Origin of the sequence: Clostridium sp. FP1 (assembly GCF_011065975.2) — a bacterium.
Classification (GTDB): domain Bacteria; phylum Bacillota; class Clostridia; order Clostridiales; family Clostridiaceae; genus Clostridium_AD; species Clostridium_AD tagluense.
This window is the reverse complement of sequence record NZ_JAAMNJ020000001.1, coordinates 4,472,391-4,499,296: the sequence shown is the minus strand read 5'-3', so window position 1 is coordinate 4,499,296 and position 26,906 is coordinate 4,472,391. Positions and strand designations below refer to the sequence as shown.

Sequence of the window (26,906 nt, the reverse complement as noted above, 5' to 3'; positions counted from 1 at the left end):
TGCGATAACCTTGCTGGATTACATAAAAGAGATTCAAAAGAGAAGAACATTTGCTATAATTTCCCACCCGGATGCTGGTAAAACTACACTTACAGAAAAGTTATTATTATATGGAGGAGCAATAAGGCTTGCAGGTTCAGTTAAAGCTAGAAAAGCCTCTAAACATGCGGTTTCTGACTGGATGGAAATAGAAAAACAAAGAGGTATTTCTGTTACATCTTCAGTTATGCAATTTAATTATAATGATTTTTGTATAAACATACTTGATACACCAGGTCACCAAGACTTTAGTGAAGATACTTATAGAACCCTTATGGCTGCAGATAGTGCAGTAATGATTATTGATGGTGCAAAAGGAGTAGAGGATCAAACAAGAAAGCTATTCCATGTATGTAGTATTAGAGAGATACCCATTTTTACATTTGTTAACAAGATGGATAGAGAAACTAGAGATATATTCGAACTTATGGATGAGATAGAAAATGAATTTGGGATTAAATCTTACCCAATGAATTGGCCTATAGGTTGTGGGGTAGATTTTAAAGGTGTTTACGATAGACGAACAAAGGAAATCATTGTTTTTGATGATGGAAAGCATGGACAAATAGCAGCTAAAGAGACGAAAATTAGTGTTAATGATGAAAAGGCAATTGAACTTATTGGAGATGTGCTATATGAAAAGCTTATGGAGGATATGGAGCTTTTAGATGTAGCGGGTGATGATTTTGATTTAGCAAAAGTGGCTACTGGAGAGCTTACGCCAGTATTTTTTGGAAGTGCCTCAACCAATTTTGGAGTTGAACCCTTTTTAGATAACTTTTTACGATTAACTTCATCCCCATTACCAAGAAATTCAAGCATAGGTAAAATAGACGTTTTCAGCAAAGATTTTTCTGCTTTTGTATTTAAAATTCAAGCTAATATGAATAAAGCTCACAGAGATAGAATGGCTTTTATGAGAATTTGTTCCGGACAGTTTGAAAAAGGTATGGAAGTTTATCATGTGCAAGGTGGTAATAAAATAAAATTAGCGCAACCTCAACAATTTTTAGCGCAAGAGAGAGAAATAGTTGAGGCGGCTTATGCAGGAGATATTATTGGAGTTTTTGATCCAGGTATATTTAGCATAGGAGATACAATATGTGCTTCATCAAATAAATTTAAGTTTGAAGGAATACCAACTTTTGCCCCAGAACATTTTGCAAGTGTGAGAACTGTTGATACAATGAAGAGAAAGCAATTTATAAAGGGTATAACACAAATAGCTGAAGAAGGGGCAATCCAAGTATTTAAGGAACTTCATATAGGGATTGAACAAATTATAGTTGGGGTTGTAGGAGTGCTTCAGTTTGAAGTATTAGAATTCAGACTTAAAAATGAATATAATGCAGATATTAAGATGGATAGATTAGCATTTAAATATATAAGATGGATTGAAAATAGTAATATAGACAAAGAAGAGCTTAACTTGACTAGTGATACGAGAATAGTTAAAGACCTTAAGGACAGAGACCTGTTACTGTTTCAAAGTGATTGGTCCATTAGTTGGGCAATAGAGCATAATAAAGGTTTGATTTTATCAGACGTTAGCAAAAACGATGATTAACTTAAAAATAAAAGAAAAAATCTCTTGAAATAATTTCAAGAGATTTTTTCTTTTATTTTTTTACGTGCTTCTTCTTCTGCTAGATATAGCATCAACTATAAAAATAATTGTAGCAAATATTAGTAGGATATTAATTAAATTACCACCTATGCTGAAAAGTACTCCCATTAAAACAAATAATACTACGAAGCCACCTAACCAACGTAGAAAAGGCATATGCGTACCTCCATTTATAAATCTACTAGAGTGGATTCATCCACTCTAGTGAATTATGTATATGAATACTAGATATAGTATGTATTACTTTAGCAATGTATATGCAAAAAAATATATGGAAGCATGGTTAAAAGTGTATGCATACATTTGAAAAAATGATTATTTTTGTATATAATAATATTAAAAGATTGCTTAGGAAGATATTTTAAGGCTAAATTGCATTAAAAATTAAATTATTGGGGGATAAATATGGAAAATAGAGTATCAGCAATTAAAACTATTGACATAGTACAAATCAGTCTAATGGCAGCGATTACATTTATAGCTACGAGCGTTATACACTTTCCCAGTTCTATGGGAGTACTCCATTTAGGAGATAGCATGATTTTTTTATCAGCTATATTATTTGGAAGAAAAAAAGCGGCTATATCATCTGCTATTGGTATGTGTTTATTTGATTTAATGACTGGATATACTATGTGGGCACCATTTACTCTTGTTATTAAAGGCGGTATGGGTTATATTGCTGGAACAATTGCTTATAGAAAAAATTATGATGGAAATAAATTTTCAAATAATGTTTTTGCTTTCGCTATCGCGGGTATTTGGATGATTATGGCATATTATTTAGGTGGAGCAATTATACTAACATTTATTTCTAAAGAATTTACTCTTCAAAAGGCATTAATTATTGCTTTAAAGGATATACCTACTAACATTCTTCAAGTAGTAGGCGGTATGGCTCTAGCACTGCCTTTAATAACAGCTTTAAAAACAAAAATTAATAGATAAGATAATAAACATAAAAATAGAGCTATTATTATCAATACTTTTTAAAATTAGTGTTGATAAATAAGAGCTCTATTTTTATATTATACCTGTATAGTTATTTTTCTTGGTTTTTCTATTTTTAATATAAAATATAGTGAAAATTATTGTTGGTATTAATATGAAGCATACTACAGAGAAATAGGCAAAAACATTTAAAAACTTATATAGAAACAATACTTTAGCTGAAACAAAATAGGAAATTGTGAATACAAATAAAGTAATAATGTATATAGTGTATTTATTAAAGAAAGAAAGTTGTTTTAATAGAATTAGTATAGCATTCAGCGTTAACATATATTTTATAAACCATCCCCCCACCATTTGAAGCATTACAAAAAATTCCCCACCCTCTAAAAAACTGAAGTAACTAACTAACTGAGTTTGTATGAGCTTGGGATAGTTAAGGCTAAGGACTCTAGCTATGCCGAAAGTACTTAAAAGACCAATGTTTGCAACAATCTCCATTTGTATTACAATTAATATTGCAATAATGCAGTGCTTTGAGATTTTTGACTTACTTGTTACTTTGGATAAAAATGGAATGCAAATACCTATACCTCCATAGCATCCAAGTGCTTTTATTATAGATAAAATAAAAGAGGGGGTGATACCATCCGCCATTATAGGAAGTAGGTAACTAAGCTTTTTATATTTAGCTGTAAGAATTGCTAGGTTTATACCTGCAACCATAATAAGACATATACCAATAATAGTAATTATAATTATTGACCTAGTACCCTTTTTTGTAATATAAATGGCTGGTATTAATATAAACAAAAGAAGAAACCAAGGTGGAGTATCTGAAAGCATATTTAGGTGCAAGGCATTTGCCTCCACTGAGGAACTTTCTATCAAGGTAACAATTAAGGCTATGATAAATAGTATCAAAAAAATGTCACCCATAGGTTTACCTAAAGCCCTATGGTATATTTCATTCATATTATAGCAATTACTTTTTTTACAAACAAAAAGTATATAAATAAAATATAAAAGTAAAAGAATAGAGGCAACAATAACGGAAATCCAGGAATTTCTACCTCCATTTATAATGAATATATTGGGGTAAGTTTTCATTGCTACAATGGAAGTTCCCCAAATAATGAATATTAAATGTTTTGTATTTAGCTTATCCATTCTACCTCCTTGTTTCAATTTTATATCCTTTGGAAATAAAACTTGTAATACATCAGTAGTATTTCCCAATTTGAGAATAATAATCTTAAATATTACAAATAATAAAAAGGGTGATTAAAATGGAAAAACTAAATATGGATTATATTAAGGGAAAATTGAAAAATAGCTATGATGTGAAATACCGAGAGATAGAATGCGCACTGGGAATAATAATCGGCATATTTATTGATGATTTATGTGATTCTAAATTTATTAGTGAATATATATTTGAGCCGCTAATACAAAAAAACATTTCAAATGTAGATTTAGAGTATATAAAAAAAGAAGTATTATCAGCGAGTAGCATTGGAGATATTAACAGTAATGATGATGCTATATCACATATTTTATCTGGAGATTTGGTGCTTATATTTTCTTTCGCAAATAGTGCAATTTATTGTGAGGCCAAGGGTTATGTGAGGCGGAGTGTTGGAATTCCCGTTACAGAAAATGTTATTAAAGGACCAAGAGAAGGATTTACGGAGGCTTTTGTAGATAATGTATCGTTGATACGACGAAAAATAAAAAATCCTGCTTTGAAATTTGAACCCATAATATTAGGTGCTAAATCTAACACAGTAGTTGTCATATGCTACATAGAAGGGGTGGCTCCGAGGAAACTTGTGGATTATATAAGAAAAAAAGTATCTAACATAAAGCTAGAGTTTATATTAGATACAAATTATATCGAGGAACAATTAAAAAACAAGCACACAGCTTTTGACACAATAGGAACTACGGAAAAACCAGATGTGGTAGCATCAAAGCTTTTAGAAGGGAAAATAGCAATAATTGTAGATGGAACTCCTTTCGTAATTACTGCACCATATTTTTTTGTGGATAATTTTCAAGCGGCAGATGATTATTATTCTAATAAGTATTTTGCCAATTTATCGAGACTTACCAGGGTGTTTAGTTTCTTCGCAGCTAGCTTATTGTCTGGGTTATATGTGGCTATTGCTTGTTTCCACTTTTCACTTATTCCTACGGTATTTGCTGTGAAGTTCACAATTTCTAGAGCCGGTGTACCTCTCCCTACGGTTATAGAGTTATTAGTAATGACTTTTTTCTTTCAATTACTTAGAGAGGCAGGTATAAGATTACCACAATCTATAGGTCAGTCAATGAGCATTGTTGGTGCTTTGATTTTAGGTGATGCTGCAGTGGGAGTAGGCCTGGCATCCCAAAGTACGGTAGTAATTGTGGCAATTTCCTCTATATCTTCTTTTTTAGTTCCTAAGCTTTATGGTGCTCTAACCATATGGAATATAGTTATTATTTTATTTTCCTCAGTACTTGGGCTTCCAGGGTTTTACATTAGTTTATTTATTTTTATCTCACATATGGCAGGCCTTGAAAGCTGTGGATATCCATATTTATTTCCTTTAGGTACACTAGAAAATTTTAACTTCAAAGATTTATTTTACAGAAAAGATCTTAGCAAGATATCCAATAGTATTTTTGATAAGGATGATTATAATGAATAAGTATAAAAAAATATTACTCATAGCCTTGATAATAATGAACTGTTTTAGCATGACATCGTGTTTCAGCTACAGGGATATTAATAAAGTTTTATTTATCACTGCTATAATAATAGATGTAGATAATATGGGTAATCCTATATTATATGCTGAAGCATTTAAGGGAATAAGAGGGGTATCGCCTCAAGGAATGGATGAAAGAATCTTATATAAAGGAACAGGAAAAACAATTTTTGAAGCTGTTAGAAATATGAATTCCACTTCTAGTTATAAATTTAATTATACGCAGAACAAGGCCATAATATTTACTCAAAAGGCTGCAGAATTGGGTATTGATAATTTTATAGATTTTTTGGACCGTGATCAAGAATTGCTTATAAGACCCTATATTGCAGTATATCTAGGAGATCCAGAAAAGCTTATAAAGATAAATATGATTGAAGAGAAATACATTGGATTATTTGTAGTGCAACTTATAGATAATATTGGAGCGTATTCAAGAGCTGTACAACTAAGTTTAAACCAGTTTTACAATCAAAGAAATATGGGAGATAGAACTAGTGTAGTAACTATAATAGATATCAAAAAAGATAGCTTAGAACCCAAATTAGAAGTAAATGGTGGAGCAGTGATTAAAGATGATAAAATGATTAACATATTATCAAGAGAAGAGGGTCAAGGCTTTAACTTTTTAATGAATAGCATTTCAGGTGGGACTTTGGAAATAACTAATCCCTGTGATATTAATAAATTTGTAACTTTAGAAATTTTAAAAAATAAAACTAAGACAGAAATTAGCTATTATGACAATGTTATTCATTTAAAAAAGAAAATTAAAGTTAAGGTGGATTTTGGAGAGGCCCAGAAAAGTATTTTACTTACAAAAGAGAACATAAGTAAAATCAAAAATAAATCAGAAGAGAATATTGTGAAAGCCTGCAATAATGTATTTGAAAAATACAAGGAGATGGGTATAGATATCTTTGATATAAGCGAAGAATTTTACAGGAAATACCCAAAGATAAGAATCGAAGATATTATTAAGAAAACTGAGTTAAAAGTAGAAGCAGAAGTAGAAATAATGAATACAGGGGATGCTAATAACTTCCAATAAAAAAATCATAGGAAGTTCTGCAATTTAGTTGTATACTAATCATAGGATAATGGATTTATAATACATTTAGTTAAAAGGAATGTTAAATTGAATGGAAAAAGAATTAGAATTGGTAGAAAAATTTGAAAGACTAAGGGAAGAGTTTGAAACTTATCAAAATTTCGCTGAAAGTACTATACAAACTATAAGTGAAAAAAATACTAAGTTAGAGAAAAGGTTGGACAATATAACTAATATTGTTGAAATTAGCAAGTATATTAATTCTAATATTAGCGATCCTAACTTAATATCTATGATAAATGACATGATTATAGGTATTTCAGGTGTAACATATTCATCAATATATTTGTCTGAATTTGATAAATTGGTAGTTAAGGCAACAAATAGTGATGAGGTGGATTTGAATTTAAAGTTTAAAGACCATTTTGTACAATTAAATGAAGGAAAGTTATTTATTATTAATTCTAAGGGCACTGTGGGAGAGGATTTAATAAAAGATAAAATACATTCAATAATAGGTATACCAATTAATTTAAGAGATAAATTTACGGGTTACATAATAGTCGAACATACACTATGGAATTTTTTTAGTCAAGAGTATGTAAGTTTTATATCTTCTATTGCTATTCAAATTGCTATAACCATTGAAAATAGTTTATTGTATGCTAAGGTTAAAGAAAGTTCAATAAGAGATCCGTTACTTGGAATATACAATAGAAAATACTTTTTTGACACTATAGAAAATAAACTTTTTACTGATATATCTACTGAATTTGCAATAGTTATGATGGATATTGATGATTTTAAAAAAGTGAATGATTTGTATGGCCATCAAGCTGGTGACGAAATTTTACTAAGTATTACCAATACTATAAGTGAAAATTTGCATGAGGAAGATATAGTGGCTAGATATGGTGGGGAAGAAATTGTTATATATATCCATGAAGTTCGAAATTATAACATAGTTTATAATAGAATTGACAATATCAGAAAAAAAATAACTAATACCATAAGTGAGAGTAAGAATCTAAAAAATCCCATTACAGCTAGTTTTGGAATTAGCTATTACAAGGGAAATAAAAGTGTGGATAAAGTATTAGAAATAGCAGATATAATGCTTTATAAAGCTAAAGCAAGTGGTAAAAATAGAGTTGTAAGCGAATAAAAGGGCGATGGTATTCCATCGTCTTTTGTTGAATATGCCAGAGTATCATTAGAAAAATTATCTTAGAAACATTGCGTATCAATAAACATAGTATATTATTATAGCACGGTTGGAGTGAAATATATGGATACAAAAAAAATCAGCATATTGTTAAAAAGGGATGAAGGTACAAAATTAGATTTTAAGTTGAAAATGGATATATTAATAGAAAGCGGTAAAAAAGAATTAGCTAAAGATATATGTGCTATAGCAAATTCTCGTGGAGGAAGAGGATATATTGTTGTTGGGGTTGAAGATAAGACCAAAAGAGTTATAGGTATTAATCTAGACGACTTTAAAGAAGAGCAGTTTCAACAAATTATTAGTTCAAGATGTGAACCACCTATTCCAATTTCCATAGATTTTGTGATATATCAAACTAAAAATTTGGCAATTATAACTATATATGATGGTGGTCAGAAGCCTTATCAATTAAGAGAAAATGGTGCCTTTTACATTAGGCGTGGTTCTACAACAGATACCATGAGAAAGGACGAATTAATCTCTTGTTTACAAGAAAATCTAAGTTTAAATATTGAAACTATGCCTATTATAAATAGTGATATCAATAGTTTGGATTTTAATATAATCAATAAATACTTTTTAAATAAGGGAATTGTAGTAACTGATGACAATAGATTAGAGTTTATGGATAATACAGGAATAACCTTTATTGAAAGGGATTATAACAAGAGAGTTGTTACACTAGGTGGCTTATTGGTGTTTTCAGGAGTTAATAGTATTTATCTACCTCATAATATGATTAAGATAGTAAACAAGGTAAATAATAAGGTTGATGAGGTTATAATTGTGCAGGGAAGTCTATTATATATGCTAGATAGGGTAGAAGAACTGTTCAAAAATATATTCCCTTTAAAGTATCCTATAGCTTCCGTACATGAAGCTGTAAAAAATGCAATACTTTTTAGGGACTATACTATGTTCTATAAGGAAATAGAAATAGCAATAAATTATAACAGCGTTAGCGTAATTAGTCCTGGTAATTTATTATTTTCAAATAAAATTAATGCTCATAATTATTCAAAAAGAAATATGTGGATATACGATAAGTTAATAGCCTTAGATGATAGAAAAAGATTCATAAAATCTGGAAAAGGATTTGCAAGAATTAAGAAAGCTTTTGTAAAATATGGTAAAGTAATATTTGTGGATTCAAAAGATGATAATAGTTTCAAGGTAATTTTTCCAGGAATTAAAAATTTTATTTAATAAGTATAATATTGCAAAAATATTCTGAATAATATATAATGAGTGTAACTATATTGCGTACAGTGTAGACCTGTTTAATAATTATCTGGTTATGTTAGATAAAATAGGAGGCGGTTAACATGATTCATGTATTTTGCGGTAGAAAAGGTTCAGGTAAAACTAAAGCTTTGATTAAACTTGCCAATGAAAAGGTTCATGAGGTTAAGGGGAACATAGTGTATATTGATGATGATACTAAAGCTGTTTTGCAATTAAACAGCAAAATGAGATTTGTAGCTACAAATGAGTTTAATTTAAAAAATAATAATGATTTTTATGGTTTTTTGTGCGGTATGCTCTCAAAAGATTACGATATTGATACCATTTTTGTTGATGGCGTATTTAATATTGTTGATGATAAACTTGAGCATACGGCACAATTGTTTTCTAAAATGGATTCTTTAGCTAAAAGGTATAATGTAGATTTTTATGTAAATGTTAGTTGTGAATATAAAACCCCACCAGAATTTTTAAAGGGTTATATCGCGTAAGCATTCAACGACATTTCAGAAGGAAGTCTCCCACTTCTATAAGTGGGGGTCACATACTACAACAAAAATAAAACTTCAGTGGGGGGATAACAATTGAGAATTGTTATCTGCTCCAGAGGTCTACAAGGGGGTAAATCTCCTTCTGAAGTCGTTAATTACAGCTCCGCAGGAGATGATTGAATTGATTTTTAGTGTAATGCAGGACTAAAAACCCTGCATTTATTGTAAATAGAGCAAATGGTTGAAAATCAGCGTATATAGCAAGTAAATAGATGTAGGTAGAGAAAATAACCAATTAGTAAGCTTGATATACTTTAAATATACCTATACAATTAACAGAATAAAAGTTTATATTTAAAAGGCTATGAAGGAAAAAAGTAACTGTAGGAATTATTAAGAGAGCTAGTGGTAGGTGTGAACTAGTTAATGAATATAGTGAAATACATTCTGGAGCTTTAAGCTGAAATAAAGTCGTTAATGAGCAGCTTCGAAGATGATAAGCAGCTGTGAAGATGATGTTTAAAGTAAGCTGAGACGGACTTACCTTACGTTATAAGGCATGAGCGGATTGTTAAATCAATTTGGGTGGTACCACGGAATTATTTCGTCCCTTTCATAGGGGCGTTTTTTTATTTCCCAAAAATAATAGAGCATTAAAAATAAGGAGGAATAATTTATGTCAAATGTATATGATACACTATACGAGCGAGGATACATCAAACAACTTACTCATGAGGAGGAAATAAGGAAAATACTAGATACGGGAAAGGTAACATTTTATATAGGTTTTGACCCTACGGCAGATAGTCTACATATTGGCCATTTTATTGCTATGATGTTTATGGCACATATGCAAAGGGCAGGCCATAGGCCTATAGCCTTAGTTGGCGGTGGGACTGCAATGATAGGTGATCCGTCAGGAAAAACAGATATGAGAAAAATGCTTACAAAAGAAGAAATTGATTATAATATATCATGCATAAAATCGCAGCTTTCAAAACTTATAGACTTTAGTGATGGTAAAGCAATACTGGAAAACAATGCAGATTGGCTACTAAACTTAAACTATGTAGAATTTATAAGAGATATAGGAGTACATTTTTCAGTAAACAGGATGTTAACTGCTGAATGCTTTAAACAGAGATTAGAAAAAGGACTATCTTTCCTTGAGTTTAATTATATGCTTATGCAGGGATATGACTTTTTAGTCTTAAATCAAAAATATGGATGCACTATGCAATTAGGTGGAGATGATCAATGGTCTAACATAATTGCTGGTATGGAACTAATAAGAAGAAAAGAAAGTAAATCTTCATATGGAATGACATGTGCATTGCTTACTAACAGTGAAGGCAAAAAGATGGGAAAAACAGAAAATGGTGCACTATGGCTTGATGCAGATAAAACGTCACCTTATGATTTTTATCAATACTGGAGAAATGTAGCAGACTCAGATGTGAAGCAATGCTTATCCTTACTTACATTTGTACCAATGGAGGAAGTTAGACAATTAAGTGCTTTAAAAGATGAAAAGATTAATGAAGCTAAAAAAGTTTTAGCTTTTGAGGTTACAAAACTTATTCATGGAGAAGAAGAAGCTATCAAGGCTCAGACCGCAGCAGAAGCATTGTTTGGTGGTGGAGCTAACATGAGTACCGTGCCTAAAGTATCTATACCCTTAGATATGAAGAGTGTGGGACTCATGGATATATTAGTGTACACTAAAGTAGTACCATCAAAAGCAGAAGCTAGAAGGCTTATTGAACAGGGCGGGTTAACTGTTAATGGCAGAAAAATTGAAGATAAAAATGAAACACTTTTAGACTCAGATTTTAAGGATGCTAGTGTACTTATAAAAAAAGGAAAGAAAAAATACTATTCCTTAATTATAGAATAATAAAGTTTAAAAAAACAAAGCTGAAGCTAATATTTTAGCTTTGTTTTTTTAGTAACATTTATTTTATGGGTATTGTTAACAATTATTTAATACTTTCAGTTAAAAATAGATAATTATTGACTTCCCCCTTTAAAAAAAAGTGTTTCATACGATAATTAAATGTTAATAACTTTTAAAAATGTTATTATTCCAAAAAAAAGGGGGGGTGGCTTATGTCTATAATTAGCAATATTGCAATACAACAGAATCCACAAGCTAAAAAGGCTTTTAGTAAGATATCTTTTGAAGCTGGGGAAACCTTTAATGCAAGAATAGTAGGTACAGATCAGGAAAAGGGAGAAGTTAGTTTAAAATTACTAGATGGATGGCAATTTTCTGCAAAGCTTGATAAGCCACTGGAACAGGCTCCAGAAGGTAAAGTGCTTAAATTTGAAGTAGAAGGTTTTGAAAATGATAAGCTTAAAATAAAATTAGTATATGAAGATAAAGAAGGTAAAAGTATTGATACTGAAGGCTTGGAAGCCTTCAGTAAGGGGGATACCACGGGCACTGATAAATTGGATGCAGTGCTTTTTTCTAAAATGATAAAACATGATATGTCGTTAACTAAAGATAATATAATTGATATAAAAAATTTAGTTGATTTTAAAGAAAAGATATCCTTAAATTCTAATAAAGAAGAAATTTTTATTGCTAGGTACCTTGAAAGTAGAAATATTGACCCCAGTAGTGAAAAGGGAAATGAAACAACAAAAATTTTAAAAAACTTTTTTGAGGCATTAAAGAATTTAGATATTGATGAGATATTATTATTTAAAGAAAATAATATAGAAATTACTAAAGGAAATTTGGATAGCTTTATAAAACTATTTAAAGGAGAATCAACTGTATACAACAATTTAAAAGATATTAGCAACTACTTTTTAAATAGTGATACAAATAAAAATACATTAAAGAATGTACAGGGTTTGGAAGTAAGTGTGAGCCTAGATAGCTTTATGGATTTAGATGAAAGTATCAAAGCGTCTACAAATTTGGAATTTAAAAGTAGTAACGAAACAAAGACGGTACAGCTACCAAATGATAATGGAAAAATAGTGGATAAAATTCAGAATTCAGATAATGTTAGACCTAATAACAACCTAAAAGGAATAGTTAATTTAATAAATAAAGAGTTAAAGAATTTAGATATTAATTATAGGGTATTAAATTCTACTATTAAAACTTTAGAACTAGATAAAAATATAGAACTTAGTAAGGGTTTTGGAATAGATGAAAATATAAAACCAGGTAAAACTTTAGAACTAGATAAAAATATAGAACTTAGTAAGGGTTTTGGAATAGATGAAAATATAAAACCAGGTAAAACTTTAGAACTAGATAAAAATATAGAACTTAGTAAGGGTTTTGAAATAGATGAAAATATAAAACCAGGTAAAACTTTAGAACTAGATAAAAATATAGAACTTAGTAAGGGTTCTGGAATAGCTGAAAATATAAAACTAGGTAAAACTTTAGAACTAAATAAGAATTTAGAACTTAATATAGAAAATGGAATAGATAAAAATATAAAACTAGAAAATATTAAGTTTAATAGTGGTACAATAAAAGCAATGGTTGACGAAATTTTCAAGGTGGAGCAAATATTTTTAAGTCCAGATAGCTATGTTAAATTAATAGAAAATTTAGAGGCAAAATTAAACATAACAAAGAGCGAACCTATTAGTGTGAAACTAGAAAGTATAGTGCCAAATGAAGAATTGCCTTTGAATGCAAATATATTACAAAAAGATAAGCCGGATGAAGTGGAACTAAGTAGTAAAAGTGCTATCAATACTAAAGCAAATGGATATGGAAAAAACAATTCACTTAATGAAATTATAAATATGATAAAAAAAGAATTGAATATTTCAGAGGTTGAAAAGGGAATTATAAATAATGTGGAAAAAGACATAGAAAAGATAACTACAGATTTTCTTATTAAAGAACAAATTAAATTAAAGACTGAAGAGATTAAAAATATAGTTAGAGACCTTATTGAAAATAAGCTTAACTTAAAGCCAGAGACCTATGAAAAGGTTATGGGTTTATTCCATGAAAAACTCAACGATTTGAAAATGTTTAATTCTATTTCGGAACAATATTATTATTTGGATTTGCCTATAAATGTTAAAGATGATGAATATCAATTTAAATTAATTATTAAAGATGATAGGAAAAAAGGAAAAAAGATCGACAGTAAGAATGTTAAAATTGCTACTAGTGTCAAAACAATAAATATGGGAACTGTAGATGCATATATTAAAATTAATAATAATAATATGAATATTGATATCAATTGTGATAAATTCTGGGTTAAAGTTTTAAAATTGGGCAAAGAAAAGTTAACAAAGGATTTATCTAATCTAAATTATAGAGTTAATATTGAGGTTAATAACAAGGCTAAAGAATTTACATTAGTAAGTTGCGGAGAATTTTTTGATGATAGAAGTTTTAATACCCTCAATATAAAGGTATAATACAATAGAGCATTAAGAAAAATAATAGTGAATATGCTGGAGTATTATATTTAATATAATTTAAAATATAACTATCGAACACTAATGAGGGGTGTTAAAATGAAAAAAGTAAAAAAAGCTGCTGCTATAAAATATGAACAAGGATATGATGTGCCTATAGTAACAGCAGCTGGAATGGGTTATATTGCAGATAAAATTCTGGTGAAGGCTGAAGAGAGTAAGGTAGCAATAGTGCAAAACGAGGAATTGGCTAATTTACTTTTAAATGTGGATATAGGATCAGAAATACCCTTCGAATTATATGATGCAATAGCAAAGGTTATTGCTTATGTAATGGATATAGATTCATTAATGAAAAAAGACTAAAAAGGAGGCATATTATGGCGTTGTGGGCAATATCTGATCTTCATTTAGCTTTAAATTCAGATAAACCCATGGATATATTTGGAGATAAATGGGAAAAACATCATGAAAAAATAAAAGAAAATTGGCTTAGTAAAGTTTCCGCTGAGGATACTGTGTTAATTGCAGGGGACATTTCATGGTCCATGAATATTTCAGAGGGTGTTGAGGATTTGGAGTGGATTCATAAACTCCCAGGTAAAAAAATACTTATTAAAGGAAATCATGACTATTGGTGGAGTAGCATCACAAAGCTTAATTCTCTTTATGAAGATATGAATTTTATTCAAAATAATTTTTTTAACTATAAAGATTTTGCTATATGCGGTACTCGGGGATGGAATTGTCCGGGATCTACAAAATTTACAGAGCATGACCAAAAAATATATAATAGAGAGTTAATAAGGCTTCGAATATCATTAGATGAGGCAGTGAAGAATGGATATAGTAAATTTATTGTAATGCTTCATTATCCACCTACTAATGATAAGTTCGAAGAAACTAAACTTATAAGTATACTAAAAGAATATAATGTGGCAAAGGTAATATACGGACATTTACATGGACCATCTTTAAATAGGTTATATGAGGGAAATATAGAGGGCGTAGAGTATATAGTAACTTCTTGTGATTATTTGGACTTTGATCCTTTAAAAATATTAGAATAGCACAAAGTGGTAAGTTTTTGTGTATAAGTATGACTACTAGATTTATTTATGTGGATAACAAACCTAATAATCATAGGAATGTAAAAACAAATAACAAGTCAAATATTCTAGCATATTGACTTATTATTTGTTTTTACGTATTTAAATTATTATTTAAAAATTTTAGAGAAAAAACCAGATTTCTTAGTGTGTTCTATTGGCTCAAAGTTTTCTGTAGAAGCTTTATTTAGATTTTCATTAGCAAGTAGTAATGCAGCTTCTTCCTCTTTTATAAGGTCCTTCATATCCCTTGCAAGTTCTTTTAAACTTTGCTTTACATTAGGGCTAGTTATTACATTACTAAACCAAACTAGTGAAGTTTCTGTATTGCCAATACGTCTATTTAGCTCTCCAATAAGATACATAGCGCTGTATTTATCCATACCATATATAGGGAAGGCTTCTGCGTAATATGAATCATTAAGTCCTTCTAGGGCTTGCTTTAAAAATACTACCTCCATCTCGCGGGCATCTTCGGTTTCTAGTAGCCTGTACATCCAGGCTAGTTTCATACAATTGATTGCTTTTTTACTTGATTTTGCATTGGTTATTATATAATTTAAAAGGGATAGTTTATACCTTTCAATAGCAATATGTATATCATAAACCTCTGGATACATTCTGCCCTTCCATTTAGGTGAAATAGACTGCTGTACTTTTTCTATCTCTATACTTCTTATACTATGGAAATCTGTTTTCATAGCTGAATACCCGCAAGAATTACAAATCCAAACGTCATAGAAATAAGGATTAATTAATGAATACCTTATAAAAAAGTCACTGTCTTTTTTTATCATTCTGTAAGCTGATGACTTTACTGCGTTAGTTTTGAAGATTACTTCACATACAGGGCAGGTAACTTCTTTACTATATAGAAGAGACTTTTCCTGGTTGATTTCACTATTTTCTTTTACAGTTTCAGTTTTTTTATTATAGATTTTAATATCTTCAATATTATCAAACCCCATATTTTCTAGACCAGAAAACATTTTTTTATCCATTTAATCACCCCAAAATAGAATTTACTGTATTATGATTAGTTATAAAATTAGTATATTTTCCTAAAATAATTGCTTTTATGCTAATTTAGTAGTAAATTAATTATAACAGAAAATTAATAAAAATATAATAATAATAAAAAGCACCATCCAAAAGTTTGTATATATTTTTTGTAAATATGAAATTTTATGTAAAGGACTGAGTATATGGCAATAAGAGAGTGGAAAAGATTCTTAATACCTTATGAACAGGCGGTAGAAGAGTTAAAAGTAAAGTTCAAAAGTATTCGGCGCGAATATAGACGCAAAAATGATTATTCACCTGTGGAGTTTGTTACAGGTAGGGTTAAAGAAATATCTAGTATTCTTGAAAAAGCTAATAAATTCTGTATCCCTTTAGATCGAATTGAATTTGAAATGGAGGATATTGCGGGAATAAGAGTAATGTGCCAATTTGTTGATGACATTGATAAGGTGGTAAATTTAATTCGCGAAAGACGTGATATGAAAATAGTTTATGAAAAAGACTATGTTGCCAATGTAAAAGAAAGTGGGTATAGAAGCTATCATATGATTATAAAGTATCCGGTGAACTTATCTGATGGTCAAACCGAAATACTAGCGGAATTTCAAATTAGAACCTTGGCAATGAATTTTTGGGCTACAGTAGAGCATTCTCTAAATTATAAATATAAGCATGATATACCAGAGTATATAAGAGAAAAACTTAAAAATGCTGCAGATGCTGCTTTTCAGTTAGATCAGCAGATGTTAGAAATTAAAGATGAGATTAAAGACGCACAAAAACTCTTTGAGGTTAAATCTAATTTGGTATCTGATATAATGAATAATATTCTTATGATTTCTTCCCTAGGAAAATTAATGGATGCAACTAGGTATAGAGAACAATTAAATAAGCTACTAGAAGAAGGAGAAGTCTTTGAGCTTAGCAGTCTTCTTAAATCAACTCAAAAGACCTTAGATGTGTATGGAGTTTCATAATATGTAAACAGTATAAATCAAAAAAATAAGAGTAGGGAGTCTAAACTAGACTCCCTACTCTTATTTTTTTGATTTATACTGATCAGTGAGTAGTTTTTACTAAGAAGCTACTATATTAACTAATCTTCCTTTTATTATAATAATCTTTCTTATAGTTTTACCTTCTAAGGAAGCAATTAGTGTTTCATCTTCAAGAGCAGCTTTTTTTATAGCTTCTTCATCTAAATTTTGCGCTATAGTTATTCTGGATTTAATTTTCCCATTTACTTGAATAGCTATCTCTATTTCATCTTTGATTAGAGCACTAGCATCAAATTTAGGAAAGCTTTGATTAAATATAGAATAACCCATACCTAAGGTTTCCCACTTTTCTTCTGCAAAGTGAGGAGCAAAAGGTGCTAAAAGTAAAAGGTAATCCACAAGCACTTCTTTTAAGAAATTACTATTAACAGTTTCTTCATTAACATATTTTGATAGAGCATTTGTAAGTTCCATAAGTCTTGCAATAGCTGTATTAAATTGAAGTTTTTCTGTGTCTTCAGTAACTCCTTTTATTGCAAAATGTCTCCAGTAGTTTAATTCTTTTTCTGCCTTATTGAGAGGAGCCTCCTTATTACTTTCTTTTAACATTTCGGAAATTCCAGTGTCTACAGCTCGTTCAATTCTATCAACGAATTTTCCAATAGCTTTTATACCATCATCACTCCAAGCACCACCATCAGTATAACCAAAGCCAAACATTAGGTACATTCTAAACACATCTGCGCCAAACTCTTTTATATATTGGTCTGGTGAAATAGTATTTCCTTTGGATTTACTCATTTTTAATCCGTCTGGTCCTAAAATTAAACCTTGGTGAGTAAGAGACAAGAAAGGTTCATCAAAGTTTAAATAGCCCATATCGCGAAGAGCTTTGGTGATAAACCTTGCATATAGTAAATGCATACAGGCATGTTCAGGGCCACCTACATATTTGTCTACAGGAAGCATTTTGTTTATTAAGTCTGTATCAAAAGCCTTTTCACTATTTTTGTTATCTACATATCTTAAATAGTAAAAAGAAGAACAAACGAAGGTATCTAAGGTATCAGCTTCTCTGTGGGCAGGACTACCACAAACTGGGCAAGGCACATTAATAAAGTCTGCAGATTTAGCTAGGGGTGATTCTCCGTCTGGTGCAAATTCTACGTCATAAGGGAGTTCTACAGGAAGTTGGTCTTCAGGTACGGGTACAGGCCCACATTTATCACAGTGAATTATTGGAATAGGAGCTCCCCAATATCTCTGCCTTGAAACTAACCAATCACGAAGCCTGAAGTTTACTTTTTCTGTTCCTAAATTTTGAGCTTCTAATTTTTTTACTACAGCAATTTTCCCATCGATGGTAGATAAACCATTAAACTCTTCACTATTTACCATTTTTCCATGTTCCGTATAAGGAAGGTTTTCGACCTTATCTATTTCGGTTTCTGTACCAGAGATTACACTATTAGCAGGAACAATTACTCTTTCAATGGGTAAATTATATTTAGTAGCAAAGGCAAAATCTCTATCATCATGAGCGGGAACAGCCATTACGATGCCAGTTCCATAAGTATTTAGAACGTAGTCAGCAATCCAAATAGGGATCTTTCTTCCGTTAATAGGATTAATAGCATAGGAACCAGTAAATACACCGGTTTTTTCTCTTGTAATAGATTGTCTTTCTATATCAGATTGCTTGTTAGCTTCATCTCTATAAGTCACCACAGCATGTTTATATTCATCTTTAGTTAGAACACCTACAAGGTCATTTTCAGGTGCAAGTACCACATAGGTAACACCGTATAGGGTGTCAACCCTTGTAGTGAAGACACTAAAGTCTATATCTGAATCTTCCACCTTAAATGTAACCTCAGCGCCAGTAGATTTTCCTATCCAATGTTTTTGCATTGATTTAGTTTTTTCAGGCCAATCCAAGGTATCAAGTTTTTCTAATAGTTCATCAGCATAGTCAGTAATTTTTAAAAACCATTGGGTTAAATTCTTTTTAGTAACCTGAGTGCCGCACCTTTCACAAGAACCATCTACCAATACTTGCTCATTTGCAAGTACAGTACTACAACTAGGGCACCAATTTACAGGGGCTTTTTTTCTGTAGGCAAGACCTTTTTCAAATAGTTTTAAGAATAACCATTGAGTCCATTTATAATAATCTGGACGACAAGTTACAACTTCATGATCCCAATTAAACATTGCGCCCATGGCTTTTAATTGCTTTTCCATAGTAGTAATATTTTGCTCTGTAGAATCTTTTGGATGTACACCAGTTTTTATTGCATAGTTTTCAGCAGGCAATCCAAAAGCGTCAAAGCCCATTGGCTGAAATACATTGTAACCTTGCATTTTCTTCATTCTAGCCCAGGTATCTACGGGACCATAGTTAAACCAATGCCCGGCATGTAGTTGACTTCCAGATGGATAAGAGAACATTTCAAGCACATAGAGCTTCTTATCAGTATTATTTTCATCAAATTTATAGAGATTAGTTTGTTCCCATTTTTGTTGCCATTTTTCATCGATGGTTGTATTATATTTTGCCATTAATATTCCTCCTTGTATGATCTAAAGTAGAAAATAATTGTGGGTTTTTAGATTTAGCATTTAAGGTTATATGGAGCTCGAAATAGATAGAAAATAAAAAAAACCTTCATCTCAACAAAGAGACGAAAGTAATATTCCGCGGTACCACTCTAATTAGGCATTACACCTCACTTAAGAATATAACGGTTTTAACCGTACTTGTTTTACAAGTAAGCTTTTACTAAAGTAAGCTTTTACTAAAGTAAGGTCATAGGCAAGTTCGTATTATATCATTACTGTTTCACACCAAAGCAACAGCTCTCTTTAAAATGCTACAAATACTACTACTCCTAATCAAAGCAATTTATTATATAATACTTTGTTTATAAAAGTATTATCACCTATTATAATTTAAATAGAATTTTCTGTCAAGTGCATGGGTTAGAAACCAGAGCTGAAGCATGAAAAAACAGCTTAATTTTATAACTTTTTTTCGTGAAAACGACTTCAATCAACACATATACCATTTTTTATGATATAATGGATGGTTACACATAAAACCATTTTACAAATAAACACTATTTCAGTTAATAAATGCAATATATTTCATAATTATGGGATGTTATTATCCTTTAATTAACCTTAAATGGAATTATATTTAAGGTTGTATTCCGTAAAATTTGAATATTTTAGAGCGTTCGCGAAAAACTTTTTTATCAAAGACCCCCTAGGCATTGAATTTACTACATTTTAATATTCATGCTTCAGCTCTGGTTAGAAACATTTTAATATGACTTAACTAAATTTTTTAAGCAAATTTTTATTTGCATAGGCGATGAAAACTGTAAGTGTATAGTCATATACTAGGAAACTAAATTGCAGAAAGAGTATTAATAAATATATATTTATATTAGGAATTTTTAATAATAGTAATTTATATATAAATATAATTATAGCCGAGCTTATATTAAAATATAATAACTTAAGTACGAACTCTAGAGGAATACTCCTTAATTTTTCTATGAAATATTTTACAAAACCATATAATCCAAAAATTAATATATAGGCAATGCTTATAAGCTTTGAGGGTATGATAAATAAACTAAGCAAACAAACAGCACTATATACTATTATAGTATTTTTTATTCCGGTAAGTATAATGGAAAGAGGAATAATACAAGAAGCTATGACCATTATGAATAATCTATTTGTAGGAAAAACAGAAGAGAGGTATAGTAATATCAAACTAAGTGCTGCGAATATTCCACCCTTAGCAATGTTATTAGATTTCATAAAAATCATCTCCTAAATTAATATGATTAGCAACAGGAAATAAGATCTCCGCCTAAACATTCACAAAGACTATCTGCACACCATAAGTTAATGCACATATTACCAATATCAGAATCTTTGTTTCGCCTGCCATAATAGTTACCTCTATAATTTGTGTTTCTAGTATTTAGTTCATTAAAGCTTCGCCTATATTCAACATTATTAGGCTCAAGAGAGCAGGCTTTGCTAATGAAATTGTAAGCACTATCATGCCAATTTTTTTTCAAATGAACCATTCCCATTAAATAATTCCACTCAGCAGTTTTTGTATTCATAGAACCTAATTTTTGCTCAGCCAAAGGAAGGTTTCCACTATTTAAATCCATTCTTATTGATTGATATATGTCTCTATTAGTATAGTCATCATTTGAAGAAGAATTGTAATTGTTGGAAGAATTATAAGTATTTGAAGACTGGTAGCTATTAGAAGAACTAGTATTTTTCATAAGTGAATCATAAGCTTCATTTAGCTCTTGCATTTTTTCTTCTGCTAAATCTTTTAGGGGGTTATCACCATACTGATCAGGGTGATATTTTTTTGCTTGTTCTCTATAGGCTTTTTTTATATCTTCTTTTGACGCGCCTTCGCGTACACCAAGTATTTCATAGGGATTTGCCATTTTTATATTCCACTCCTTTTAAATAATCAATATCTAAATTTTCATTAAAAACCTTATGCATTTTTTCCATGAGTCCCAGTTCCAATATATTATATAATATATCCTCATTTTTTATTAGGGGTAATGAACTTAAATTTTTCAAACATTGCTGGGCGCAAGTAGTCAATATATAATCAATTCTTGGCTTTATTAATTTCGAAAAACTTTTAAAATCCAGATTATCCTTATTGAATAATGAACTTATAGCATTAAAAGAGTTGCTTTTTACATCCCTTTCTAAATCATCATAAGCATCTATAATGTATATCCATTTACCTAAGTTATATCCAAGCCAATATAAATCATCCTTAAAGGGTGCATCCTTATAATAAAAGGATACTATAAAGCCCGTAAGATCAGCAAAAACATGAGATAACTCATCTATGGATAGATGCTCATCTATGGATAGCTGTTCATCTATGGATATATTCACAGGATTTGTTTCTAGAGTATTTAGTAGTAAAAGCTTTTCCTTAGTATACCTCATTACATCATTATATTCCACTTTGGATTTTGGCAAATATTTCTTTAAAAAAACTGAAAAAACTTTGCTTTTCATTGTTTTATTATCGCAGGCATCATCCATTAACTTATAATATGCTAAAGTAGTATTACAAAAAGCTGCATAATCTAAAGCCATATTATTATTAATCATAATTCTTTTTTTTAATGGATGAATTGCACAACTAAATTTAGTAAAGTTACATTTATTGTCGCCTAGTGAATCTAGAAGTACTGCTAAAAAAGTCATATCATAATTTAAAGTAAGCCTTGGTAGCTGACCATAGCTATTTTTAATGGAATTACATAAACCACAATAATAAGCTTTGAATTTTTCAAAGTCTTTTATTTTCATTTCCATTTTACATGGAGTTACATATCCAAACATTATAGCCCCTTTACTACTATTTCTTTTGATTTTAGTATTTCATAAATAGTTTTAGATGTAGTATCCGAGGGACTATAACCTAGTAAGGTTATAACTTCACAAAGCTCATCTTCATCTTCACTTTCAATTTCTATATAAGGAAAAGGACAGAATTCCTTATCGTTTATGTCTATTTCTATTAGGGTATTTTTATATTTATAGCTTTCCCTATATTTTTTTATGGATTGTATAAGCTCAAGACCTAAGGCTTCAAATATTCCAATAGCAGCCACTTCATCTTTAATTTCCGATTCATGCTCATCCATGATCTTATATTTTTCTTGGCTTATAAGTTTTTTTGTAGTTATATAGTGCAGCGTAGAATTTGTTAATTCATCATGGATAGTGCGTATTCTTGCATAGCCTTTGCTCTTTATTAGCCTTTTATCCGAGAAATCATAAATATTATTTATTTGATTTTCTTGTTTTACTTTTGGCGCATTTATATTCAATAATTTTTTGCGGATTTCTTCTACATCAATATCTATAATTCGAGTTTCTATTTCTTTCATAGTGGCCTCCTTGTATGTCTCTAGGGCATATAATAATTATTAATTATTTAGGTCTGTTTAAATAAGTGACAAGTCAATTGTCAATTTTGCGAAATTGATCATTAATTGTGATTATATCATAATTTAAATAAACTAACATTAAGAATTCATTAAAATTACCATATCAATACAATGACCTAAGTAGAAACAATAATGATACTTAGAACTAAATATATAGCAATATATTACTTTATATAATTAAATTTAAATAGTATAATAGTTAGGCACATTCAAAAAAATAATTTTATATTTGAATGTGCCTTAGATAAATAACAAGGTGGTGTTTTTTTGGAGTACATAAAAGAAGTTAATATAAATGAGGCTATTATTCATGTTTTAGATAATAATGCAGATGAACCTATCTTAAATGAATATGCTTTGGATTTAGAAGAAGAAAAATACAATTTTTTATTGAAACATATTCAAAAATGTTTAAAGGATGAAGATTTAAAATATGGTGTCTTTAACTCTGAGCGAAACATAGTAAAAGATTTATCTCAGGAATATTTAAATGGTGAAAACAATCTACTGGTTGTATCTAAGGAATTGGCAAGACAGATGTTTATTTTGATGAGATCTAAGGGTAGCATTCCTTCTTGTGATTTAATAGTAGTATCTTTTACTACAGAATTTGGACCTATCCTTGGTATATTTAAAATGGATTATATTAAGAATTATGTTCATACTATAGAGTTTGTAGATAACAAATTAGGCATTGATATAGTACCACAGTTCACTGGCCTTCCTGGTTCATCTCAAAGAATACAAAAATGTGCTTTTTTAAAGCCTATTAGAAAAGAAAATAATTTTGACCTAATGGTTATTGACAAAAGAATAAAGACCAAAGAATCAAGTGATAAAGAAGATCAAGGATATGGGTCAAACTATTTTATAAATGATTATTTGGGTTGTACAATTGTTGATAACGAAAGAGATGTTACTAAAAACTTTGTAAAAGCAGCTGAAAAATTTACCCAAAATACCTTTCCAGAAAATGCAGATAAAGCAGAAGTAGTTAGAAGTACTATAAAAAGAAAACTTAAACAAGAAGACAATATTGATATTAGAGAATTGTCGGAAGAAATGTTTCCTGAAAACCATGAAACTAAGGAAAAGTTTGTTGAGTTTATTGCAGAGCAAGGAGTTTCGGAAAATATTAGTCTTGATAAAGAGTGGATAGATAAAAAACTAAAAAGAGTAAGACTTAAAATTGATAAAGATATAGATTTATATGTAGATGAGGAAACTTATCATGATAATAGTCGCTTTGAAATACAAAGAAATGGCGATGGAACAATTAATATGGTTATTAAACATGTAAGCAATTATGTCCAAAAATAAAAAATAAAAAAGTATATATTACTACTAATGCATTCATTTCGCTAAGAACTACTAATTATATTTTGAATTAAGCTGCTAAAAAACATAAACTCGCTTCCCCTTAGTATTCCTCATGGGCACACAACAATTCTCAATTGTTGTGCGCTCAAACATATGTTTTTCTGAGCGTAGCTTAATTCAAAATATAATAAGAAGTTCTAAAGCTTATTCAAATGCATTATACGTAATATATACTTTTTTTTGCGCATAAAAACATTATAGTTTCCTATATAATAAAAAAATAAAACAAAAATACCCACAGTATAATATACGTGGGTATTTTTGTTTTAATAACTTAAATCTAAATTATATTGATTTAAATTATTTAGATGAATTAGCAGAACCTAAAACATTAGTGATTTTACCATCAACTAATTTAGTTATGTTATTTCTTGCTTCTCCAAGATATTTTCTTGGATCAATTTCGCCAGGAATTTCAGTTAAAACTTTTCTTATTGAACCTGTCATAGCAAGTCTTAAATCAGTGTCCATGTTTATTTTACAAACAGCCATAGAAGCTGCTTTTCTGAGCATTTCTAGTGGTATTCCTTTTGCACCTTTAATTTCTCCACCAAACTCATTGCACATAGAAACAAAATCTTGATCTACAGCAGATGCTCCGTGAAGAACTATTGGGAAATTGTGCATGCCTGCATCTTCTAATTTTTTAGTGATTGATTCTAATCTTTCAAAATCTAGTTTAGCTTCACCTTTGAATTTATAGGCACCATGGCTTGTTCCTATAGCTATAGCTAAAGAGTCAATACCAGTTCTTTTTACATAATCTACTGCTTGCTCCGGATCAGTATAAGTTGCATCAGCAGCTGAAACTGAAACAGCATCTTCAACTCCAGCAAGCTTTCCAAGTTCAGCTTCAACTACAACACCTTTAGAATGAGCATAGTCAACTACTTCTTTAGTTAATCTTACATTTTCCTCATAATCAAAATGAGAACCATCATACATTACTGAAGTAAATCCAGAAGCTATTGCAAGTTTAACTTGAGCAAGATCAGAACCGTGATCTAAGTGAAGAGCCACTTCAATACCAGTGTCTTCTACAGCTGCCTCTACCATTTTTCTAAGATAAGTAGGCCTTGCATATTTCAAAGCACCACCTGATACCTGAAGAATAACTGCGGACTTGTGAACTGCACAAGCATCCATTATTCCTTGAATTATTTCCATATTATTGATGTTAAATGCACCAATTGCGTAATTTCCTTCAAAAGCTTTTTTAAACATATTAGTTGTAGTAACTAAAGCCATATTAATTCCACCTTTCAAATTTTGTAACAGGGACATATATTGTCCCTGTGGGACTTTTTATAGTATAATATAATTATAAGCTATAAATGGACTATTTTCTACCCTTTTCTTATAAATGATGCACAAATAAAAATAATTAAAAAATATTGCTTATAGATACTTTTTCATGGGATTTTATATGATCTATAAGATATTTCATAACATGCACAGTGGCTAAGGCTTCGGACTTATCGCGAGTTTTTATATATTGAGTTAATTTTAAAACTTCATTGTCCACATGATCTAAGTCCTCGTGATGTATATAAATGGTTAAAAAATTAGAGTCCCTTTTCCACTGAGCTATATAATCTAGGGATAGATCATATGCATCTTTATAGTTCTCCTTAAGTATATAACTTTCTAGGGTACAATTCAAATATTGCAAATTTGCGCAACTTTGATTTATAGTATTTATAGATAAAAATATTCCTATAATCATTATAATGAATAAGCTAAAGGCTAAGTAAACATTTTTCATTTATTTATATCTTTCCCTTCCTTAAGTTGATAATAGAACTTATTTTTAGAATCTATTATTCCTATGAAAACGTCTTTTGCAGCGTCAATATTATTTTTTTTGAGTATGCTATTTAACCAAGTCTCATCTTTTTCTAAAATTTTTAAATTTTTAAAATTTACATTGCCATCCATAATTAAAGGTATAGGCAAAGACTCTTGGGTTAAGGATAAATTTAAATCATCCTTAGTTATATTTGAATTACCGGTTTTTGGCAATATAGAAAGCTCACCGCTAGTTTCTAAAATAGCATATTCAATATCAGATAAGTTAAAATATCCTTTTAATCTAAGTTCTTCTAATAAATCATTAATATTAAATCTTTGATACCTGAGCTCTGCAATATCAATTTTTCCATTTTTTATAAGTATACTTGGAGCACCTGTTAATATTTTTCTAGCTTTCTCACTTTTGAGTTCAATAAAAGAAGTAGCAACTTGAAGAAATAGTAAAGTGACTATTGGTATAATGGCATGTAAAATTGGTATTCTTATATCTTGCATGGGAAAAGTGGCAAGTTCAGAAATCATTAATGCAATTACCAGTTCAAAAGGTTCAAGCTCACCTATTTGTTTTTTACCCATCATCCTCATAATAAAAATAACTGCAAAGTATAACAAAAAAGTTCTGATTATTAAAATAAACGTAATATCACCTCATTCTCTATAATGTATATTTTTCGTTTAAATATAAAAATTATAAGGGGGTATAGGATACATTTTTAAAAAATTACAGTATAATAGTACTAAACAGTAA

General features: G+C 29.9%; 24 protein-coding genes and 2 other annotated features. Of the genes, 14 read left to right on the top strand and 10 right to left on the bottom strand.

All coding sequences use genetic code 11. The features are described 5' to 3' along the window. Window positions 1-10: 10 nt before the first annotated feature. Window positions 11-1,606, top strand: a complete 1,596-nt coding sequence (locus G9F70_RS21410) for a peptide chain release factor 3 (protein ID WP_164944066.1) — start codon at window positions 11-13, stop codon at window positions 1,604-1,606. A gap of 60 nt (window positions 1,607-1,666) precedes the next feature. Here the strand turns inward: G9F70_RS21410 and G9F70_RS21405 are convergent, their stop codons facing one another. Beyond that, the gene (locus tag G9F70_RS21405) at window positions 1,667-1,822 is read right to left on the bottom strand and encodes a hypothetical protein (protein WP_164944067.1); all 156 of its coding nucleotides are present in this window, start codon (window positions 1,820-1,822) and stop codon (window positions 1,667-1,669) included. Window positions 1,823-2,071: 249 nt separating this feature from the next. On the opposite strand from G9F70_RS21405, the gene G9F70_RS21400 reads away from it, so the two are divergent. After that, a complete protein-coding gene (locus tag G9F70_RS21400; protein WP_164944068.1) occupies window positions 2,072-2,614 on the top strand; it encodes an ECF transporter S component in 543 nt (180 codons plus the stop codon). A 75-nt stretch (window positions 2,615-2,689) separates the two neighbouring features. Here G9F70_RS21400 and G9F70_RS21395 read toward each other — a convergent pair whose 3' ends face one another. Further along, entirely contained in the window at window positions 2,690-3,787 is a 1,098-nt protein-coding gene (locus G9F70_RS21395) for an endospore germination permease (RefSeq protein ID WP_164944069.1), read from the bottom strand. A 119-nt stretch (window positions 3,788-3,906) separates the two neighbouring features. Between G9F70_RS21395 and G9F70_RS21390 the strand changes: the two genes are divergently transcribed. The 9 genes from G9F70_RS21390 (at window position 3,907) to G9F70_RS21350 (ending at window position 14,874) form a co-directional block, all read left to right on the top strand. Beyond that, window positions 3,907-5,313, top strand: coding sequence for a spore germination protein (locus G9F70_RS21390; protein ID WP_164944070.1), 1,407 nt, complete (start codon window positions 3,907-3,909; stop codon window positions 5,311-5,313). Beyond that, on the top strand, window positions 5,306-6,424 hold the full coding sequence (locus tag G9F70_RS21385) for a Ger(x)C family spore germination protein (protein ID WP_164944071.1): 1,119 nt from the start codon (window positions 5,306-5,308) through the stop codon (window positions 6,422-6,424). The genes G9F70_RS21390 and G9F70_RS21385 overlap by 8 nt, the downstream gene beginning before the upstream one ends. Before the next feature lie 91 nt (window positions 6,425-6,515). After that, the gene (locus G9F70_RS21380; RefSeq protein WP_164944072.1) at window positions 6,516-7,589 is read left to right on the top strand and encodes a sensor domain-containing diguanylate cyclase; all 1,074 of its coding nucleotides are present in this window, start codon (window positions 6,516-6,518) and stop codon (window positions 7,587-7,589) included. Between the two features lie 123 nt (window positions 7,590-7,712). Next, a complete protein-coding gene (locus tag G9F70_RS21375; RefSeq protein ID WP_164944073.1) occupies window positions 7,713-8,858 on the top strand; it encodes a helix-turn-helix domain-containing protein in 1,146 nt (381 codons plus the stop codon). 119 nt (window positions 8,859-8,977) lie between these two features. Further along, on the top strand, window positions 8,978-9,388 hold the full coding sequence (locus tag G9F70_RS21370; protein ID WP_164944074.1) for an ATP-binding protein: 411 nt from the start codon (window positions 8,978-8,980) through the stop codon (window positions 9,386-9,388). A gap of 355 nt (window positions 9,389-9,743) precedes the next feature. Beyond that, window positions 9,744-10,003: a binding site (T-box leader), on the top strand. A gap of 61 nt (window positions 10,004-10,064) precedes the next feature. Then, window positions 10,065-11,285, top strand: a complete 1,221-nt coding sequence (gene tyrS / locus G9F70_RS21365) for a tyrosine--tRNA ligase (RefSeq protein ID WP_164944075.1) — start codon at window positions 10,065-10,067, stop codon at window positions 11,283-11,285. A gap of 212 nt (window positions 11,286-11,497) precedes the next feature. After that, window positions 11,498-13,804: a hypothetical protein gene (locus G9F70_RS21360; RefSeq protein ID WP_164944076.1), complete on the top strand. Its 2,307-nt coding sequence runs from the start codon at window positions 11,498-11,500 to the stop codon at window positions 13,802-13,804. Between the two features lie 99 nt (window positions 13,805-13,903). Beyond that, window positions 13,904-14,170 (top strand): EscU/YscU/HrcU family type III secretion system export apparatus switch protein, encoded by a 267-nt coding sequence (locus G9F70_RS21355; protein WP_164944077.1) that lies wholly within the window; start codon window positions 13,904-13,906, stop codon window positions 14,168-14,170. A gap of 14 nt (window positions 14,171-14,184) precedes the next feature. Then, window positions 14,185-14,874, top strand: a complete 690-nt coding sequence (locus G9F70_RS21350) for a metallophosphoesterase (RefSeq protein WP_164944078.1) — start codon at window positions 14,185-14,187, stop codon at window positions 14,872-14,874. Between the two features lie 149 nt (window positions 14,875-15,023). On the opposite strand, the gene G9F70_RS21345 is transcribed toward G9F70_RS21350, so the two are convergent. Further along, the gene (locus G9F70_RS21345) at window positions 15,024-15,914 is read right to left on the bottom strand and encodes a DUF2225 domain-containing protein (RefSeq protein WP_164944079.1); all 891 of its coding nucleotides are present in this window, start codon (window positions 15,912-15,914) and stop codon (window positions 15,024-15,026) included. A gap of 204 nt (window positions 15,915-16,118) precedes the next feature. Between G9F70_RS21345 and G9F70_RS21340 the strand changes: the two genes are divergently transcribed. Then, window positions 16,119-16,913 carry a GTP pyrophosphokinase family protein gene (locus tag G9F70_RS21340; RefSeq protein ID WP_164944080.1) on the top strand — a complete coding sequence of 265 codons (795 nt, stop codon included), beginning with the start codon at window positions 16,119-16,121 and terminating at the stop codon, window positions 16,911-16,913. Window positions 16,914-17,012: 99 nt separating this feature from the next. Here G9F70_RS21340 and leuS read toward each other — a convergent pair whose 3' ends face one another. Then, complete coding sequence (gene leuS, locus G9F70_RS21335) at window positions 17,013-19,496, bottom strand: leucine--tRNA ligase (RefSeq protein WP_164944081.1); 2,484 nt, start codon at window positions 19,494-19,496, stop codon at window positions 17,013-17,015. A 115-nt stretch (window positions 19,497-19,611) separates the two neighbouring features. Then, window positions 19,612-19,842: a binding site (T-box leader), on the bottom strand. A gap of 723 nt (window positions 19,843-20,565) precedes the next feature. Between leuS and G9F70_RS21330 the strand changes: the two genes are divergently transcribed. Further along, the gene (locus tag G9F70_RS21330; protein ID WP_164944082.1) at window positions 20,566-20,784 is read left to right on the top strand and encodes a hypothetical protein; all 219 of its coding nucleotides are present in this window, start codon (window positions 20,566-20,568) and stop codon (window positions 20,782-20,784) included. A gap of 10 nt (window positions 20,785-20,794) precedes the next feature. Here G9F70_RS21330 and G9F70_RS21325 read toward each other — a convergent pair whose 3' ends face one another. Genes G9F70_RS21325 through G9F70_RS21315 form a run of 3 tightly spaced genes read right to left on the bottom strand, consistent with a single transcriptional unit; the run spans window position 20,795 to window position 22,906 of the window. Next, entirely contained in the window at window positions 20,795-21,427 is a 633-nt protein-coding gene (locus G9F70_RS21325; protein WP_164944083.1) for a J domain-containing protein, read from the bottom strand. After that, window positions 21,411-22,355 carry a DUF5685 family protein gene (locus tag G9F70_RS21320; protein WP_224617728.1) on the bottom strand — a complete coding sequence of 315 codons (945 nt, stop codon included), beginning with the start codon at window positions 22,353-22,355 and terminating at the stop codon, window positions 21,411-21,413. The genes G9F70_RS21325 and G9F70_RS21320 overlap by 17 nt, the downstream gene beginning before the upstream one ends. Next, complete coding sequence (locus G9F70_RS21315) at window positions 22,355-22,906, bottom strand: class IV adenylate cyclase (RefSeq protein ID WP_164944084.1); 552 nt, start codon at window positions 22,904-22,906, stop codon at window positions 22,355-22,357. The genes G9F70_RS21320 and G9F70_RS21315 overlap by 1 nt, the downstream gene beginning before the upstream one ends. A gap of 327 nt (window positions 22,907-23,233) precedes the next feature. Here G9F70_RS21315 and G9F70_RS21310 point away from each other — a divergent pair, with 327 nt between their 5' ends. Next, entirely contained in the window at window positions 23,234-24,286 is a 1,053-nt protein-coding gene (locus tag G9F70_RS21310) for a nucleoid-associated protein (protein WP_164944085.1), read from the top strand. 360 nt (window positions 24,287-24,646) lie between these two features. Here the strand turns inward: G9F70_RS21310 and G9F70_RS21305 are convergent, their stop codons facing one another. The 3 genes from G9F70_RS21305 to G9F70_RS21295 form a co-directional block, all read right to left on the bottom strand. Beyond that, window positions 24,647-25,594 carry a ketose-bisphosphate aldolase gene (locus G9F70_RS21305; protein WP_164944086.1) on the bottom strand — a complete coding sequence of 316 codons (948 nt, stop codon included), beginning with the start codon at window positions 25,592-25,594 and terminating at the stop codon, window positions 24,647-24,649. Window positions 25,595-25,730: 136 nt separating this feature from the next. Next, window positions 25,731-26,111: a DUF4363 family protein gene (locus tag G9F70_RS21300; protein ID WP_164944087.1), complete on the bottom strand. Its 381-nt coding sequence runs from the start codon at window positions 26,109-26,111 to the stop codon at window positions 25,731-25,733. Beyond that, the gene (locus G9F70_RS21295) at window positions 26,108-26,743 is read right to left on the bottom strand and encodes a DUF421 domain-containing protein (protein ID WP_164944088.1); all 636 of its coding nucleotides are present in this window, start codon (window positions 26,741-26,743) and stop codon (window positions 26,108-26,110) included. The genes G9F70_RS21300 and G9F70_RS21295 overlap by 4 nt, the downstream gene beginning before the upstream one ends. Window positions 26,744-26,906: the final 163 nt, after the last annotated feature.

Excerpts from the sequence above, each read along its gene's own strand:
- tyrS (WP_164944075.1), top strand. The coding sequence starts at position 10,065 with ATGTCAAATGTATATGATACACTATACGAGCGAGGATACATCAAACAA.
- G9F70_RS21360 (WP_164944076.1), top strand. The coding sequence starts at position 11,498 with ATGTCTATAATTAGCAATATTGCAATACAACAGAATCCACAAGCTAAA.
- G9F70_RS21390 (WP_164944070.1), top strand. The coding sequence starts at position 3,907 with ATGGAAAAACTAAATATGGATTATATTAAGGGAAAATTGAAAAATAGC.
- G9F70_RS21305 (WP_164944086.1), bottom strand. The coding sequence starts at position 25,594 with ATGGCTTTAGTTACTACAACTAATATGTTTAAAAAAGCTTTTGAAGGA.
- G9F70_RS21300 (WP_164944087.1), bottom strand. The coding sequence starts at position 26,111 with ATGAAAAATGTTTACTTAGCCTTTAGCTTATTCATTATAATGATTATA.
- G9F70_RS21350 (WP_164944078.1), top strand. The coding sequence starts at position 14,185 with ATGGCGTTGTGGGCAATATCTGATCTTCATTTAGCTTTAAATTCAGAT.
- leuS (WP_164944081.1), bottom strand. The coding sequence starts at position 19,496 with ATGGCAAAATATAATACAACCATCGATGAAAAATGGCAACAAAAATGG.
- G9F70_RS21405 (WP_164944067.1), bottom strand. The coding sequence starts at position 1,822 with ATGCCTTTTCTACGTTGGTTAGGTGGCTTCGTAGTATTATTTGTTTTA.
- G9F70_RS21340 (WP_164944080.1), top strand. The coding sequence starts at position 16,119 with ATGGCAATAAGAGAGTGGAAAAGATTCTTAATACCTTATGAACAGGCG.
- G9F70_RS21295 (WP_164944088.1), bottom strand. The coding sequence starts at position 26,743 with ATGAGGATGATGGGTAAAAAACAAATAGGTGAGCTTGAACCTTTTGAA.
- G9F70_RS21330 (WP_164944082.1), top strand. The coding sequence starts at position 20,566 with ATGATAAATAAACTAAGCAAACAAACAGCACTATATACTATTATAGTA.
- G9F70_RS21355 (WP_164944077.1), top strand. The coding sequence starts at position 13,904 with ATGAAAAAAGTAAAAAAAGCTGCTGCTATAAAATATGAACAAGGATAT.
- G9F70_RS21395 (WP_164944069.1), bottom strand. The coding sequence starts at position 3,787 with ATGGATAAGCTAAATACAAAACATTTAATATTCATTATTTGGGGAACT.
- G9F70_RS21325 (WP_164944083.1), bottom strand. The coding sequence starts at position 21,427 with ATGGCAAATCCCTATGAAATACTTGGTGTACGCGAAGGCGCGTCAAAA.
- G9F70_RS21345 (WP_164944079.1), bottom strand. The coding sequence starts at position 15,914 with ATGGATAAAAAAATGTTTTCTGGTCTAGAAAATATGGGGTTTGATAAT.
- G9F70_RS21370 (WP_164944074.1), top strand. The coding sequence starts at position 8,978 with ATGATTCATGTATTTTGCGGTAGAAAAGGTTCAGGTAAAACTAAAGCT.
- G9F70_RS21315 (WP_164944084.1), bottom strand. The coding sequence starts at position 22,906 with ATGAAAGAAATAGAAACTCGAATTATAGATATTGATGTAGAAGAAATC.
- G9F70_RS21320 (WP_224617728.1), bottom strand. The coding sequence starts at position 22,355 with ATGTTTGGATATGTAACTCCATGTAAAATGGAAATGAAAATAAAAGAC.
- G9F70_RS21380 (WP_164944072.1), top strand. The coding sequence starts at position 6,516 with ATGGAAAAAGAATTAGAATTGGTAGAAAAATTTGAAAGACTAAGGGAA.
- G9F70_RS21385 (WP_164944071.1), top strand. The coding sequence starts at position 5,306 with ATGAATAAGTATAAAAAAATATTACTCATAGCCTTGATAATAATGAAC.
- G9F70_RS21400 (WP_164944068.1), top strand. The coding sequence starts at position 2,072 with ATGGAAAATAGAGTATCAGCAATTAAAACTATTGACATAGTACAAATC.
- G9F70_RS21375 (WP_164944073.1), top strand. The coding sequence starts at position 7,713 with ATGGATACAAAAAAAATCAGCATATTGTTAAAAAGGGATGAAGGTACA.